Origin of the sequence: Colwellia maritima (genome assembly GCF_022669015.1) — a bacterium.
Taxonomy (GTDB): domain Bacteria; phylum Pseudomonadota; class Gammaproteobacteria; order Enterobacterales; family Alteromonadaceae; genus Colwellia; species Colwellia maritima.
Map to the genome: position 1 here is coordinate 256,244 of NZ_JAKKSL010000007.1, position 14,853 is coordinate 271,096.

Sequence of the window (14,853 nt, forward strand, 5' to 3'; positions counted from 1 at the left end):
AATCATTCTTAATAACTTCGCTCGCCATTGCGGAATGAACTATCAATAATATAACCAATACGATAAATCTAGTATTCATTTGTCTTCCTTAATTCCCTGTTCGCCTGAATAGCTTGTAAAATAACTCGTTTATTATAAATAAGCCTATAAAATAAGTGTACTAAATTCATTATTTATATCGAATTAACCGTATGTAGTTCAATAAAACTAATACCGCTGACTAGCAATCAATTGAAAAATATTTCTCAAATAGAGCAAGATAAACACAGAAGTTCTAAAGGTTTACCTTGAATTTACTTGGAGGCCTTATTGCTTATTTACAAAAGACAAGAAGCCACAGCTCAACATTAATGACTTAGAGGTAAGTTCAATGGTGATTACTTAAGGTAATATGAGGTTAATTATTTTTTGTCTTAAACAATCAAAACGACTGTATTTCGACTTTTTTTCTTATTTTAGGCCCTTTTTTAGGAGCACTAAGGGGATTTAAGTCTTAATATAGGCTATTTCTTAATGTTATGAATAAGGCAGGAAATTGATTTTAATTTGGTATTTTTATATAATAAACATACATTTAAGTTTTAAGGGAGATAAACGTCATTTCTTTTACGTATATTCCACAATATCTGTTAATAGTATTGTTTGTATTCATTTTCAGTGCATGGTCGGTTGCTTACGCTGCACTGGAAAAAAACGACTCACCCTACCGAGTTTTAATAAAATTAAAAGGGGATCTTCATCTTCATTCAAAAACAGCCAGTTTTGATGCTGTAAAGTGTAGCTCACTAGATTGCAATGCGTTGACAGCCAAAGAGCAACTGGCTGAAGCATACCGCCGGGTCTTGACTTCGCTGCAGTGACGGAGCACTTACGAAATCCTTTGCCTCCACATAAAAAAGTTAACGAACAGCAGTGGCAGGAAGTGATCTCATCGGCTGAATCTTATAGTCCGGAACAAATGGTTGCATTTTACGGGTATGAATGGGGTAGCTCGATGCAGAGCTGTTACTCGCTTGAACAGCAGAAAAAAACTATGGACACCGAGTGGTGATCTTGCCACCGGGAGAGCGTAGCTACTGCCTGTCAGATCAATGTAGTACTCCTGATGAACTGGCCGGTTTTATGGCAAAAGTCGGAGCAGTCGGTATTATAGCGCATCCTTGGAGAGCTGTGGTAGTTGATCCGAAATTCAAAGTAGCCGATCACAATGGGCTACCTGAATTTTTATCCCGTAATTACTTTGATTACACTGGCAACGGTAAAAATAATGTGTGGGTCGGTGCTGAAGTTGGCCCAGATTTTCATCCCATACGGGGACAGTGGGCCGTACCACTGATTTGTGAAAAAAAAGGACTGCGGTTAGAAACGCAGACGGTGAGTATTCCTGAATGGGAAGATGCTCTGGCAAACGGTAAATGGCCGGCGCCAATCTCGTCGTCGGACAGGCACTTTAATTACATCCCCTTTGGTTTGAGAACCACCGTTGTTTTTGCTCAGAAGCGTTCACATCAAAGTGTTTTCGAAGCACTCAGTGCAAGAAGAACATTATCGGCATATATGGCTCCATTTGATATTGAGTTGTATCGGCTCGGTAATGTTCGGGGGTACAGCTGAACAATCCGAGTCACTGACTATAAGGCTTGTGGCAAAGGCAGGTTCCGTGATGGAAATGCAACTGAACCGACCAGGTGAGACGATAAAAGTGTGGAAAGGCGATGATGCCATTGCTTCATTTGATATACCTGTAAAAGATCTTCCACCAGGTCCAATATGGGTTCAGGTGACCGGCACTGAAGTTGACGAAAAACTACATTTGCGACGGACAACCATTACCGTACTCTATTTGGTTTGAGTAATATGTATTTCCCGGGGCTGTTGGGTGAATAACGAGGCTTTCTTATGCTGAAGCCATCTTTAGATATGTTATATCAGAGTTTTAAAAGGTACATGATGAATTATATTAAAAACCATAGACTTTTGGTTTCAGAAAGTCGTTTGAGTGAAGAGACGGTAGGTTCGATCGTCGCAGAACATTTTCAACTCCCTTATTATCTAAACTGTGAATTTTTCTTCCGTGGATGTAATGATACATATCGTCTTGAAGCTGATGGGAGGTTTTATGCTTTGCGAGTTTACAGGTATAACTGGCGCAGTCTCGAGGAAATTCAATCGGAATTGTCATTGCTAAATCACCTTAGTCAGACGTCAGATCTTGTTGCGCAACCTATACGCCCCAAAAATGGGACTTCAATAATAACATTGGATGCACCTGAAGGAAGACGATTTGCCGTCTTATTTGAATGGGTTTCCGGCTATCAACCAGATTATTTCAATTGTGAGCAAGCCGGAGTTTTCGGTGCAAATATGGCTAGGTTACATCAATCTCTCGATAAGCTTTCCGTTTTGGAAAACCGTTCGGATCATGGTTTAGATCGCCTGCTTCACCATCCGATGGAAAAACTTCTCTCTCAGGAAAGCATCTCCGTGGAAGATAGAAAAACACTCAATCTGGTTGCTCTGCATCTAACACAAACATTGTCGGAAAACTCTCTTACCTCCTTGTCATGGGGGCTGTGTCACGGTGATGCTCATGCAGGTAATGCTACTATCTGTAAAGATCGACTTCGTTTTTTTGATTTTGATTTTTGTGGACCTGGCCGGAGGCTCTACGATCTAGCTACATACTGTTGGGCCGGTATGCTGCGGCAACCAGAAGATTGTCGGCAGGCATTTTTAAACGGTTACTTGACTCATGCAAATCATTCAGAGAAGTTCATTGAATTATTAAAAGAGTTTGTGATGTTACGTCAACTCTGGTTTCTTGGGTACGAAATCGATCGGCAGCATATAGTTGGCCAGGGTTATCTTTCAAGAGTATTTTTTTCCAACCATATCGGTTTTCTCAAGCATTTGATGGAAACAACTTTGTCATTTGAAAAATGAAGAAACGCAGTGATCTTAATTTGAGGATGTGGCAATGATTCTACCTGAAAAAGTCGTACAGAGTTTATTTAGGGGTTTTGGAGAAAATTAAGCAGTAAATAACGGGGAAATTGTATTAATTACTTGTATGAAGAGTTGTGATTAATGTTTGTATAGAATTAGCATTATAGGTAAAACTCCCATAAAATATGTCGCCTATTTTAAATGTTTTAGATAAAGTAGTCGTTAACTTAATAATGAATGTTTTATTTTTCATGTGGATACATATAATTTGGGCATCTTTGAAATCAAAATAACATTGAAGGGAAGGAAATAAAGCTTTAAATAAACTTTCTTTCGCGGAAAATACTAATGTAAAAGCCTGTTCATATGCTAAGTCTATTTGACTTATTAACTTATCTTCTTGGCTATTAATGATACTTCTCTTAATTTCCTCTACGTTCATAGAAGAAATCCAATTTTCGTGATCTATTCCAAGATATCGGACATTTTTTCTAAGAGCAACAGTACAGAATGCAGAAGTATTTGTATGCGTTATAGAGCCTAAAACTCCATGAGGCCATATAGGTTCCCTGTGTTTTCCTGTTGATACATTATAAGTTGTAAAACCTAGTTTAGATAATGCTTTAACAGCCACATATCCTTGACAAAGGTACTCAGATTGGCGTTTGACAACGGCTTCATTTAATACACTAGGAAATTGAATATTTAATGACTGAAAAAGTTTTTGCTTAAATGCTAACTGACAGTAGTCTACACCTTCAATAATAACATTAATTTGTTTGCTTATAGGGGGGAAATATGTTCGATTGAGAAAAGTTTGTATTTTCTGTCTTTGAATTCCTTGCACTTTATTTTTCCTTATTCATATGTACCAATGGTTGGTTCTTTTTTGACCTGACCATATTATTAATTTAGTCAACAATAAAGCCTGATTTACTTATTATCGCAACTGTTGTAATCCATCGTAAATCAATTGTCATAGTGACTTGGTCAACTAAATTCAGTGTGTCAACTTCCAGATGGTATTCGCACAAATCCTGCGCAAAGCGTTGGCAACAAAATTCAACTCACCAAGAGTTGGTGAGCTAGGCTGCCGTAAGCTCACTAAATATCTTCTGCTCTTCCAATTAAATTCCAATTAATCGTTTTCATACAATTCAATTTCACGGGCTAATATTCCCTGCTACTTCATTTGAATTAGGTAATAAACCACTATCACGATGGCTGAGATAATTAAAGTTGCCCCATGAGTTACTTTAAAACTATCTAAATTTTTTTGTGCGATACTTTGATGATGGTCACTTACTTTATCAGGATCGTGTGCTGAATCTAGATTCCAAGCATTCATTTCTTTACTTAATTTATTGAGCCTTAATAGGTACCAAACAAAATAAACCGACCACAATGCTATTGATATTACTAAATATTCCATTATTCAAATTACCCCCATACAAAATTCAAATCTCGCTGAGCTTCTTTTAATAACTTGGCTTTAGCTTCTACTAAATGATTAATTTGATGTCTAACGTATGTTCCCGATTCTAATAGCTTAATAATAAGTTCAGTTCGTAGGGAAAGGTCCTGCTCTCTCCAAGCTTCAGCAATTTTGCATTGTCGATTATGTTCAGCATCCAAATAAATTCTTATCGCAATTAAAACCTTTTCTTCTAAAAAGAGAACACCTTTCAATTCCATTAAACGATTAAGTTCATAACCTTTCATTAATATCAAATTAGTGTATTTCTTTTCATGGCTTTCAATAGTAATTGGGTGTAGATCCTTTGAATCGACGAAAACTTAGAAAAGATCCTTTATTTTCATTGGGTTGAGTTAATTTGTAAGTGAAAGAGAGCCCAGTTTGTGGTACTTATTAAGTGACTAAAAATGATAAACAAACAAAAAGGACTCTCTAATGAACCTAGCTTACCTAAAATCTCCAGATCTTTCATTCTTTTCTGATGCCAAAGTGCAACTCGAACAGATAATTTTATCACTTGGATCAGCACACTATGCTAACCGTGAACATGGTGAAATCGAGCAATACATCAGGACTAAAGGTGACGAATTGTTGAGACGTCTTTTTCAGGGATATTTGGACCAAAAAGCGAGTATCGAACCAAGACTGAATTTTATAACTTCCATTGCAGGAGACAAGCTCAATTACGTCAAGGAGCTGACAAGCCGAAAGCTAACCTCCTTGTTTGGCGATGTAACCGTCAAAAGGAACCGCTATAACCAACGGCGCCAAGCAAGTCAGTTTCCACTTGATGGTGAATTGAATCTTGCCGCTGACCAATATTCAGACGGAGTCAGAAAGCGGGTCGCAAAGGAAACTATCAGAGGCTCATATGATGAGGCGGTTGAAACGATCCGTGATACAACAGGATGCAGTATTGCTAAGTGCGCCTGAGTCGATCATGAAAACCGAGGATGAACAAGATAGCAAGATCAGCACTACTATGCGACCTTCTGCACGTAATAAGCGGGTTTGGGCGAGTGTTGAACGTGAAACTGAGTCGGTTATCGAGGAAGCCTTTGAAGAAGCATTACGTAGAGATCCGCAGAATAAACGTGAATGGGTGATCTTGGTTGATGGCTTACCCTATCAACTCAAGATCATCAACAAAATCATGAAACGCTTGAACGTCAAAGCGACAATCGTGATGGATTTCATTCATGTATTAGAATACCTCTGGAAGGCAGCCTGGTGCTTTTTTGAAAAGGGAGATAGCGCTGTAGAAGAATGGGTTGCTGATAGAGCCATTAAAATACTGCATGGCAAGTGTAATCTAGTCGCTAAAGGCATACGTATTAGTGCAACGAGAAGAAAGCTAGTTCAGCGGGACAGTGTAGATAAGTGTGCTAGTTACTTACTGAAAAATAAACACAATTTAAAATATGGCAAAGCATTATTGAGTGGGTTCCCCATCGCGAGTGGTGTAATAGAAGGAGCTTGCCGCCACCTGATCAACGATAGATTAGATATCACAGGGGCACGGTGGGGTTTAATTGGTGCCGAGTCAATATTGAAGCTAAGGTCGATTCATATGTAGGTACGTAAGCCTACTTTTTGACCGGAGATTAAATATCCACCAGTGAAACCACCCCAAATTGATAAAGTCCATCCTTTAAATCTCGCTTCGGATGGGCTCGTTCACATAGCTTATATAAATTAGACTAGTGATGTTTAATTTCAGGAGACTTTTTTCCATTTATTAATTTTATTTTTGTATGTTTTTTGATCATATTTTCTAATAAGATGCTTGTAGGCTCTTAAATGATCCTACCCAACATAATTACAATATAAATATATAAAAGGAAGTTTTATGAAATATTTCAATTCTACTAATGTTTTATTTTGTTTGTGTTTTACTCTATTTAGCTGTTCTTCTTTAGAGGAAATTCAAATCCAACCAGAAAGTTATGCTAACGATAATCCACTTACATATCAACCTTCTGTTATATCTGCATCAGTTGTTATTCCCCTGAAGGACATCGAGCAAAAAGCCAATGAATTAGCTGAACAAGGTTATTCAGATGAAGATTCAGACGAGTTTCATGAGCAATACCGAGCAAAAACTAAAAACCCACTATATGACCCTAATAAATGGCTCTATACTAACAATCCACTGTATAATTCTAGAAAATGGCTTAAAGCCTGTTTTTTGGGTGGTTGTATTAAAACCAAAAATCCCGCTTACAACCCGACTAAGAAAATTAAAACTAAAAACCCACTATATGACCCAAATAAATGGCTCTATGCCGATACTGTCGCGGTTAATATAGGGTATACATGGGCCTACAAGGTAGGTAAGTTTGCGGATAAAAAAATACAGTTCACCTCATTAGTAGATAACACACTAAGACTTACCTTACCTATTGAGTTAAAAGGGAGCGTTGGATTTAAAGGGGATGGTGCTAAAGCGCTTTCGCTAACTAAAAAAAATCTGAGCGCAGGTATTGAATTGTATGTAGATACTAAAATTGATTTAACGACGAATTGGTGCCCGATTATAGATTTAGATTACAGCTATAAATGGTTAAGTGCGCCAAAATTGAGCCGGCTGATGAACTTTGGGTCAATCTGAAGGCTCCACTTAATATTGTTAATATGCTTAAAAAAAGTGATCTTAAAGACGCTATAAAAAATGCTATCGATTGCGACAAGATAAAAGGTGTAGCGGAAAGCAAGCTCGGACCAATTGCTATCCCGTTAACTGCTGATAAAGCTAAATTACCAGACATATTAAAAGGTATAGGCGATTACTATTTTAATGCAAAACTTAATAGCTTAGAGACAACCGGGCTTAAGTTAAATAATGGTAATTTAATATTAGGTGTTATCGCTTCTATAAATACATTTGTTAGTGAAAATGAAATCATTTCAAAGGGCTTTAAACTACCACCACTAAAATTAACCGATAAACCTCCCGTTAATTATCTTGCCGCAACTCTACCCGCTATCGTTTCTTATAAAGAGCTTGAAAAGCTTATTAATCAAGAAAGTACGATTACTAAGATTAATGAAGAAATGATTAATGAAATTGCGAAGGTCAATAAATTCGAGATTTACCCCACAGGCGATGCATTGACAATTAAAGTGAATTTAACTGTTAAATCGAAAGAAAATAAATTTTTAAAGTTTTTAGCGAATTTTCCAATACTGGGCACTCTTTTTGATACCTCTGGTGATGTTTATCTAACATCCTATCCCGTTTTTAAAAATAAAGAATTGAGAGTAGAGAATGTCAACTTCGGTCTTAATGTGAACAATGACATATACCCAGTATTAGGTACGGCATTCAAAGGATTAATTATTTCTACTATTGAAAGTAAAATTAAATACAATTTTTCTAAATTTATGACAGAAGCTGAAAAGGGAATTCCTAATTTGGTGAGTGAAAAGTTAAAAGATACTAAAGGTATTTCTCTTAAACTTATTGACACCATTGTTGATACAAATGAATCTGTCATCATTAGAGAAAAAGAATTGGCAGTTATCTTGTCGCTTAAGACTGGCTTTGAAGCAGATGTCAATCTAAGTGAATTGTAAGTTAGATTAAACAATATTGCACTCAAGCCCTTTATATAAAGGGCTTTTATATATTATATTACTTGTCCACACTTTTTTGCATCCCAAAGTCGTTTAACACGTTTCAGGGCTGTCTGAAGTTCTTCTAGGTTTGTAATTATCTGATTAGATAGAATATCTCTAATAGAAATTTTAATATCGCTATTATCCTTTAATTCAGTAGCTTCATTTTTAGATTGTGTGATGGCTTGAAAAATATTGTCATATTCCAATTGTTCAGGAGTTTGAGGTTTAAAAGGATCAATAATAGTTAAATTATCTACGCACATTTTAGAAAAACAATGTTGGCATAAATCTAAAGAGATCTGTTGATTATCGCCATGAATTGAACCATAACCACAGGTGTGTTCAATGGATATAAATTCCTGAAATTCATATCCATCATCAATAGTAGCCTCTAGGTGACAAACATCACAGGTTAGTTTGGCAACCTTTTGTTGTGTAATTTTTCTGAAAGTTTTCATTTATTTATTCCTAGGCTTTTAATATGATAAGTACAGTTAAAGATACAATACTCAAATTTGAGTGACGAACATAACTATCTAAGATCACTTAAGCCTAAAGCAATCGATTCTTGTTTGAATTTACCAAATATATTAACCATTTTCTCATAAGAGTTTATCAAAAATTGTTCGTCCATTATTTGCTCTTTACTATGGAAATCAGCGTCTTTAACTACATCATCAAGTTCACTAAGTTCGAAATATAACTGTTTAGGACTTGCTTGTGTTCTATTGAAAGTAACTGTATTAGCGATACTTTCATCAATATCGTTTTGATTGTTTTTTTCCATCTTTTCAAACTTAACTACATCAGCTTCAAAGGGTAAATCTTGCTTAACTCGATAAGCGTATTCCAATAGCTTAGGCTCAGCAGGCATATACATTATTGCTTCTTGATTTTTTGAATTTGTCATCCTAAGTATTCGACCTAAAATCTGTCTGAAGTGCATCTCTGTTTTAATATTAGTGAGATGACAGCATATTTGTAAACGAGGAATGTTTGTTCCTTCACTGATCATGCCTACGGAAATGATCCATTTAGTTTTTGCATTTCTAAACTGTTGAATAATGCTTGTTGGCTCATTCTCTTTGTAGGTAACAATTATAGATTCCTCATTAAGATATTCTTTCATTAACCTAGAAATTTGCTGTGCATGTTCAACTGATGACGCAATAATTAATCCTGCGGCACCAGTGTTTTCCTCTCTAATAGCGTTTAGCTTCTTTTGTGCAGATGAAATTATGTACTTAATAACTTTTTCATTTTCAATTATTTCCTGATATGGAATTATTGATTCGGATAATAAGCATTTAAAGCTGCTAAATGTTTTTGTTTCTTCATTATCAATTACAGAAATATTATCATTATCAATTGCTGTTATTTGAGGAATACGACAAACATTATCTTTAATAGCCTCTGAAAGACCATAGACGTAATTACAGGATATTTTATTACTAGGGTGTGAATAGTTTGAAAGAACGATAGGAGCTGTGTCTGAGCGCCAAGGAGTGCCAGTTAATGCTAATGTATATTTAGCTTTGTTTTGAATGTTAAGTATTATTTGTTCACCCCATGCATTTGCATTATCAATATTTGAACCCGCGCAATGATGGATCTCATCAAAAATTACAAAGATTCTATATTGGTGGAATAATTGCCAGAAGTTAGCATCTAGGTATTGCATACTTTGATACGTGAGTGATTTTCCTTTTGCACCGATAAGTCCATCAAATCGTTCTTGAGTTTTTAGTTGTAATACTTCACTGAAATCTTGTGACACAATAGATGAAGGTGAAAAACAAATAATTAAATCAATCAGATTATTCTTTAATAACTGATTGGCTAATTCAGATGCCATTAAAGTCTTACCTGAACCTGGGGTGGCTAATACTAAAAAATGATTATTATTTTGGTACTCGTTTAACGCTAATGTTATGCACTCATTTTGCCATTGTCTAAGTTTCATATTTTACCTAAAGGCTGTCATTATTCATCAGGCCTTCAATGGCTCTTATCTTCCCTAGTATTCTTGTATTGTTATCTCTAGCTTTGTTGTATTTAGGCTGTATCTCATCAATCAATTCAGGAAACTCTGAATACAGCTCCTTATACGCTTCATACTCACCCATATTCAATAACAGATCGGCCTTGTAAATATTCAACTTACTCAGTAGTTGTTCCTTTTTTTTATTGATATCTTTAATTACTTTGGTATGTTCCAATTCAGTTTGTAATTGAATTTTTTCAATATCAAAAAGAGATGTTTTACTAAAACGCGTAGGTCCTTTTTTACTCTTCGGTATTAACTTCTCAAGCCGGCCTTTTTTAACTTGACTTTAAAAGTTCAGCGTATACCTTTCGCCTAACACTTGTCGGCTCAAGTGACACATCATTCTTTAAAGCTAAGTAAGCTGTTCGAACATCAGCGGTTGTGAAGTTGTCAAAACTTTCTACCACAATAATTTGAGCTACTACAGGGTCTAATTTCAAAATAAAGCCTAGTCAAATTTAAATAATAATGGGTATTATAGGGCGTGGTGTCTTACCCCTCAACATGGAAATCTAATCATTTTGCCTAAAGGAAAACTTTGGTGAGTGATTTAGTTATAGAATTTGGTAAAATGTTGAGATTAAAACGTAAAGCTGCCGGCTATTCTCAAGAGAATTTTGCTGCATATGTTGGTATCGAAAGAGGTAACTACGGCAAGATGGAAAGAGGCCTGGTTAATATAAAATTAGAAACATTATATAAGCTCATTAATGCTCTAGACTGCGAATTTGGAGAAATAATGCCTGCAAGATTGAAATATAAAGTTAAACTAGATTGATCTAAATAGAGACTTAAGAACAAATCATTATTCAACGGACAATAACTGGTATGGAAACAAAATGCATATAACTCAAATATATATTAGTGGTTTTAAAAAGTTTTCTAGCGAAACCTTTAGCTTTAATGAAGATCTAAATATTATCGTTGGTGATAATGATTCTGGTAAATCTACGCTCCTTGAAGCGATTGAACTAGTTGTAAATGGACGTTATCGTGGAAAGTCAGTTACTTCAGAAATAACTCCAGAATTATTTAACGTACTTTCTAAAATAGACTATTTTAAAAGTGATTACGCCTCAGGAAATTTACCGCCTATTAAAATTGAGGTATACCTTGAAGGATGCCCTAATTACCGAGGTATTAATAATACTCAAAATGTTGACGCCGAAGGTATAACATTAGATATCCTATTTGATTGTGAATTACAGGCTGCATATAACGATTTTATAAAAGATAATAATGACATAAGTACTATTCCTACTGAATTTTATAAAGTTAATTGGCAAGATTTTTCTTGGAATAATATTAAATATTTAAATCGTGAAGCTAAGTCACTCTTAATCGACCCTTCAAGATTGCACCCGACTTATGGGAAAAGCCAATATATAGGGAATATTATTGATGCTTCTCTAGATAAAAAAGAAAAAGCGCTACTTAGTTTGAATTATCGTCAATTACGACAATCATTTAATGAACAACCTCAAGTTAAAGGCATTAACGATAAACTTGATGCTGATAATATGGTGACAGAGCAATGTTTATCAATTGTAGCTGATATTTCTAATAACCAAAATATTGAGTCAGGATTACAGTTAGCTGTAGATGATATCAATTTTCCCTTAATAGGTAAGGGAGAGCAGAATCAAATACAAATCAAATTAGCTATTGCCAACAAAGCAGCCAATATTGATTTTGTTATGGTGGAAGAACCAGAAAACCATTTATCTCATATGAATCTCAGTAGACTAATATCTAAAATAGCTGAACAACACGAAAAACAATTATTTATTACAACGCATAGTTCTTATGTTCTTAATAAATTAAATATTAAAAACTTATGTTTAATCGGACGTGAATATAAACAGCTGAAAGACATTGATAAAAAAGTAGCTAAAATACTTAAAAGATTACCTGGTTATGACACTCTTAGGATAGCACTAGCGAGTAGGGTTGTTTTGGTTGAAGGTCCTTCAGATGAACTTATACTAAAAAAAATATATTTCCAAAATCATAACAAGTTACCAGAAGAAGATGGTATAGATATTATTGTTGTGCGTGGAATCGGTTTTAAAAGCTATTTAGAGATAGCTAAACATATAGGGACAACTGTTCATGTTGTTAAAGACAATGATGGTAATTACCAGAAAAATATAATCGATTATGGGAATGATTATGCAGAGTATGATTTTATTTCATTCTATTCACATATAAATGATTCTCTGAATTCTTTGGAGCCAACATTGATTGCAGAAAATAACAAAGATGATGAGACATTAGATTCGTTTGCACGAATTGTGTTATCAACTCAAACATATCGAAAGTATAATAGAACATGTAAGAACTTAACTGATAAACAGTCGTTTTTAAAAGAGTGGTACGGAAGTGAAGGAGAAAACTTCGGTGGTAAAAAGGTAGATACAGCGATTAGAGTTTTTGACTCTGAAGGAATTATTGCATTCCCTGATTATTTAGTGGAGGCATTGTATTTTGACTAAAAAATTACTTATAGCTAGCGCAGGGGCAGGTAAAACACATAAAATTGCAGAAGAGTGTTGTCAACTAGCTAATAATAATAATCGAGTATTGATAATAACTTATACCGAAAACAATCAAAAAGAAATTATATCTAAATATAATAGTATGGATATTATCAATCCAAATAATATTATTGTAAAAGGTTGGTACACATTTCTATTGGAAGATTTAATTCGCCCTTATCAAGCATCTATTTTTTCAGAACGCATTAATAATATTAATTTTACGACTATTAATCCACACTTCAGAAATGGAAGAACAATACCAGGAACAGCTGAAAAAATTAATGGAAAATTTAATTCTCGTCACTTTTTAACTTCATGCAAAACAAAAGCACATACAGAGTTCTTAGCAAAATTAGCAACACGAATATGTGCGACTAGCAGTAAGAAATCTATATCCAGACTAGAATCAATATATCAACATGTTTTTATTGATGAAGTACAAGATCTCATTTGGTTGGGATTTTAATGTCTTAAAGGATATGGTGAAGATGAAAATACCTATAACTTGTGTAGGAGACTTTCGCCAAACGATTTATTCCACTACATCCAACCCTAAAATCCCTAGTACTAGTCAACAAAAGTTAGATGCGTTTTCACGATTAAAATTTACAACTGAGTATATGTCTATTAGTCGCCGTTGTATTCAAAGTATTTGTAAATTCTCTGACACTATTCATAAAGGTGAAGGCTATGATGAAACTAAATCTTTAGTGGATAATATTCCTCTAGAGTTTCAAGAGCATCAAGGAGTATTTATTATTCCTTCATCCAAACAACAAAAATATATTGATACATATTCTCCTGTTATTTTGAGAAATAGTATAAATAGTGCTAAGGGTTTAAACTTAATTCCAATAAAAAAAGTTAATTTTGGCGTATCAAAAGGGTTAGGTTTTAATCGGACATTAGTTGTTCCGACACAAAATATTTTAAATTTTTTATATGGAGATCTAAATGCTTTTGATAAAGGCTCTTCTGATAAGGCAAAAAATAATTTTTATGTTGCTAGTACTAGATCTAGATATAGTTTAGCTTTTTTAGTTGAAGATAATGATATTGAAAAGTGTAGACTACCAATTTGGGGAGGGTAAATGGAAATACAGAGAATTTACTTATGTTGAATAATACTAGAGAAAAATTTAAAAATTTTGCTTGAGAAACCAGAAAAAAACAAAATATCAGTTACAGCTTTAGCTGAAACTGTTGGGATATCACATTCAACCATTTATAATCGTTACTCTGACATTGCTACAAAAATTCAGACCCACAATATGTCTGTACTTATTGCTAATGACAACTCATTTAAAGATAAGTTAACTCAAACTAAAGTTGATAAAGGTAAACTTAAAAATGAAAATATTCGTCTTAAAGAAGATGTTCAAAAGTTAGTATCTTTGAATGCTAAATATGAAATGGATAATCAAAAATTGAAACGAGAAGTTGAATTACTTGAGAAAAGAGTTTCAGATTTAAATATAAAATATGGGGATATTAAGCTGCTTTAAGGTCGAAAAACTCCATTTTTGTTACATACTCAATAGGTGCTGTTTTTATTACCTTTAATGGAATGTAACATTTGACAAGATCATCTTTAGCATTAAAAATTGGACATCCCCAACCAAGTTTTGCAGCTCTTTCAACTTCTTGTTTTAGTACAGGGTTTACATTATTAAAATCAATGCTCACCCCTTTAAAAATCTCAACTATTTTTTCAAACTGAAATTTTTCATCTGATAAATCTAACGGGTCTGCTTCCATACTTTTACCTTTTATCAAAAAGCTTTTTTAATTGGCTAACTTCGTCGCGTCTTTCAATTAGAGATCTACGTTGGTTTTCTAGGTAATTATCCCACTTACCCTCGGCAGCCGCATTTTCTTTTAGTTGTTTGTCTACCACGCCTGACAAGTTGTTTAGCGCATTAAAGACGGTTCTGGCTTGCGCTTTGGTCAAGCTATATGATGTTTGTGTTTCGTTGTTAACTGTTTTTTCAGTCATAATATATGTCACTCTCTGTTAATTAATTATGGGTTATCTACCTAAAGCCTTTGTAAAAATATCCGTTATCTGCTCATGCGTGTTGTCACACTCAACAATGTATTGGAGCAAAAGCACGGTAACAGAGTTTAAAACTCTAGCAACAAACCTAGTTTATATTTCGGTCTAGCCGCCCCTTTTCGCTAATTCCAATACTAGATAGTATCGGACTTAGTACTTTATAATA

General features: G+C 34.5%; 21 protein-coding genes. 12 read left to right on the forward strand and 9 right to left on the reverse strand.

Annotated elements, in window-relative coordinates; genetic code table 11:
- Positions 1 to 1,044 precede the first annotated feature (1,044 nt).
- The 3 genes from L3081_RS25455 to L3081_RS25465 all read left to right on the forward strand — a co-directional run bounded on the left by L3081_RS25455 (position 1,045) and on the right by L3081_RS25465 (position 2,943).
- The gene (locus tag L3081_RS25455; RefSeq protein WP_242289438.1) at positions 1,045 to 1,614 is read left to right on the forward strand and encodes a PHP domain-containing protein; all 570 of its coding nucleotides are present in this window, start codon (positions 1,045 to 1,047) and stop codon (positions 1,612 to 1,614) included.
- Complete coding sequence (locus tag L3081_RS25460) at positions 1,595 to 1,852, forward strand: hypothetical protein (RefSeq protein WP_242289439.1); 258 nt, start codon at positions 1,595 to 1,597, stop codon at positions 1,850 to 1,852. The genes L3081_RS25455 and L3081_RS25460 overlap by 20 nt, the downstream gene beginning before the upstream one ends.
- 98 nt (positions 1,853 to 1,950) lie before the next feature.
- Positions 1,951 to 2,943 carry a phosphotransferase enzyme family protein gene (locus L3081_RS25465; RefSeq protein ID WP_242289441.1) on the forward strand — a complete coding sequence of 331 codons (993 nt, stop codon included), beginning with the start codon at positions 1,951 to 1,953 and terminating at the stop codon, positions 2,941 to 2,943.
- 115 nt (positions 2,944 to 3,058) lie between these two features.
- On the opposite strand, the gene L3081_RS25470 is transcribed toward L3081_RS25465, so the two are convergent.
- The 3 genes from L3081_RS25470 to L3081_RS25480 all read right to left on the reverse strand — a co-directional run bounded on the left by L3081_RS25470 (position 3,059) and on the right by L3081_RS25480 (position 4,668).
- Positions 3,059 to 3,793, reverse strand: coding sequence for a 4'-phosphopantetheinyl transferase family protein (locus L3081_RS25470; protein WP_242289443.1), 735 nt, complete (start codon positions 3,791 to 3,793; stop codon positions 3,059 to 3,061).
- A 336-nt stretch (positions 3,794 to 4,129) separates the two neighbouring features.
- On the reverse strand, positions 4,130 to 4,378 hold the full coding sequence (locus L3081_RS25475; protein WP_242289445.1) for a hypothetical protein: 249 nt from the start codon (positions 4,376 to 4,378) through the stop codon (positions 4,130 to 4,132).
- 8 nt (positions 4,379 to 4,386) lie between these two features.
- Complete coding sequence (locus tag L3081_RS25480; protein WP_242289447.1) at positions 4,387 to 4,668, reverse strand: hypothetical protein; 282 nt, start codon at positions 4,666 to 4,668, stop codon at positions 4,387 to 4,389.
- A 190-nt stretch (positions 4,669 to 4,858) separates the two neighbouring features.
- Between L3081_RS25480 and L3081_RS25485 the strand changes: the two genes are divergently transcribed.
- The 4 genes from L3081_RS25485 to L3081_RS25500 all read left to right on the forward strand — a co-directional run bounded on the left by L3081_RS25485 (position 4,859) and on the right by L3081_RS25500 (position 7,999).
- Entirely contained in the window at positions 4,859 to 5,356 is a 498-nt protein-coding gene (locus L3081_RS25485) for a UPF0236 family transposase-like protein (protein ID WP_242289449.1), read from the forward strand.
- A gap of 7 nt (positions 5,357 to 5,363) precedes the next feature.
- On the forward strand, positions 5,364 to 5,999 hold the full coding sequence (locus L3081_RS25490) for a hypothetical protein (protein WP_242289451.1): 636 nt from the start codon (positions 5,364 to 5,366) through the stop codon (positions 5,997 to 5,999).
- Positions 6,000 to 6,272: 273 nt separating this feature from the next.
- A complete protein-coding gene (locus tag L3081_RS25495) occupies positions 6,273 to 7,034 on the forward strand; it encodes a DUF4403 family protein (RefSeq protein ID WP_242289453.1) in 762 nt (253 codons plus the stop codon).
- Positions 6,983 to 7,999 carry a DUF4403 family protein gene (locus tag L3081_RS25500; RefSeq protein WP_242289456.1) on the forward strand — a complete coding sequence of 339 codons (1,017 nt, stop codon included), beginning with the start codon at positions 6,983 to 6,985 and terminating at the stop codon, positions 7,997 to 7,999. The genes L3081_RS25495 and L3081_RS25500 overlap by 52 nt, the downstream gene beginning before the upstream one ends.
- A gap of 53 nt (positions 8,000 to 8,052) precedes the next feature.
- On the opposite strand, the gene L3081_RS25505 is transcribed toward L3081_RS25500, so the two are convergent.
- The 4 genes from L3081_RS25505 to L3081_RS25520 all read right to left on the reverse strand — a co-directional run bounded on the left by L3081_RS25505 (position 8,053) and on the right by L3081_RS25520 (position 10,531).
- Positions 8,053 to 8,502, reverse strand: a complete 450-nt coding sequence (locus tag L3081_RS25505) for a hypothetical protein (protein ID WP_242289457.1) — start codon at positions 8,500 to 8,502, stop codon at positions 8,053 to 8,055.
- A 74-nt stretch (positions 8,503 to 8,576) separates the two neighbouring features.
- Positions 8,577 to 10,007 (reverse strand): DEAD/DEAH box helicase, encoded by a 1,431-nt coding sequence (locus L3081_RS25510; protein ID WP_242289458.1) that lies wholly within the window; start codon positions 10,005 to 10,007, stop codon positions 8,577 to 8,579.
- A gap of 7 nt (positions 10,008 to 10,014) precedes the next feature.
- Complete coding sequence (locus L3081_RS25515) at positions 10,015 to 10,263, reverse strand: hypothetical protein (protein WP_242289460.1); 249 nt, start codon at positions 10,261 to 10,263, stop codon at positions 10,015 to 10,017.
- Positions 10,264 to 10,366: 103 nt separating this feature from the next.
- The gene (locus L3081_RS25520) at positions 10,367 to 10,531 is read right to left on the reverse strand and encodes a hypothetical protein (RefSeq protein WP_242289462.1); all 165 of its coding nucleotides are present in this window, start codon (positions 10,529 to 10,531) and stop codon (positions 10,367 to 10,369) included.
- Positions 10,532 to 10,632: 101 nt separating this feature from the next.
- Between L3081_RS25520 and L3081_RS25525 the strand changes: the two genes are divergently transcribed.
- The 5 genes from L3081_RS25525 (at position 10,633) to L3081_RS25545 (ending at position 14,136) form a co-directional block, all read left to right on the forward strand.
- Entirely contained in the window at positions 10,633 to 10,869 is a 237-nt protein-coding gene (locus L3081_RS25525; protein ID WP_242289463.1) for a helix-turn-helix domain-containing protein, read from the forward strand.
- Positions 10,870 to 10,930: 61 nt separating this feature from the next.
- Positions 10,931 to 12,586, forward strand: a complete 1,656-nt coding sequence (locus tag L3081_RS25530) for an ATP-dependent nuclease (RefSeq protein ID WP_242289465.1) — start codon at positions 10,931 to 10,933, stop codon at positions 12,584 to 12,586.
- Positions 12,579 to 13,097: a UvrD-helicase domain-containing protein gene (locus tag L3081_RS25535; protein ID WP_242289467.1), complete on the forward strand. Its 519-nt coding sequence runs from the start codon at positions 12,579 to 12,581 to the stop codon at positions 13,095 to 13,097. Before L3081_RS25530 ends, L3081_RS25535 begins: the two co-directional genes overlap by 8 nt.
- Before the next feature lie 22 nt (positions 13,098 to 13,119).
- A complete protein-coding gene (locus L3081_RS25540) occupies positions 13,120 to 13,722 on the forward strand; it encodes a hypothetical protein (RefSeq protein WP_242289469.1) in 603 nt (200 codons plus the stop codon).
- A gap of 57 nt (positions 13,723 to 13,779) precedes the next feature.
- A complete protein-coding gene (locus L3081_RS25545) occupies positions 13,780 to 14,136 on the forward strand; it encodes a hypothetical protein (RefSeq protein ID WP_242289471.1) in 357 nt (118 codons plus the stop codon).
- Here the strand turns inward: L3081_RS25545 and L3081_RS25550 are convergent.
- Together L3081_RS25550 and L3081_RS25555 are read right to left on the reverse strand one after the other, a co-directional pair.
- The gene (locus tag L3081_RS25550) at positions 14,123 to 14,389 is read right to left on the reverse strand and encodes a hypothetical protein (RefSeq protein WP_242289474.1); all 267 of its coding nucleotides are present in this window, start codon (positions 14,387 to 14,389) and stop codon (positions 14,123 to 14,125) included. The two genes, L3081_RS25545 and L3081_RS25550, sit on opposite strands and share 14 nt — an antisense overlap.
- Before the next feature lie 4 nt (positions 14,390 to 14,393).
- The gene (locus tag L3081_RS25555) at positions 14,394 to 14,627 is read right to left on the reverse strand and encodes a hypothetical protein (RefSeq protein WP_242289476.1); all 234 of its coding nucleotides are present in this window, start codon (positions 14,625 to 14,627) and stop codon (positions 14,394 to 14,396) included.
- Positions 14,628 to 14,853 lie beyond the last annotated feature (226 nt).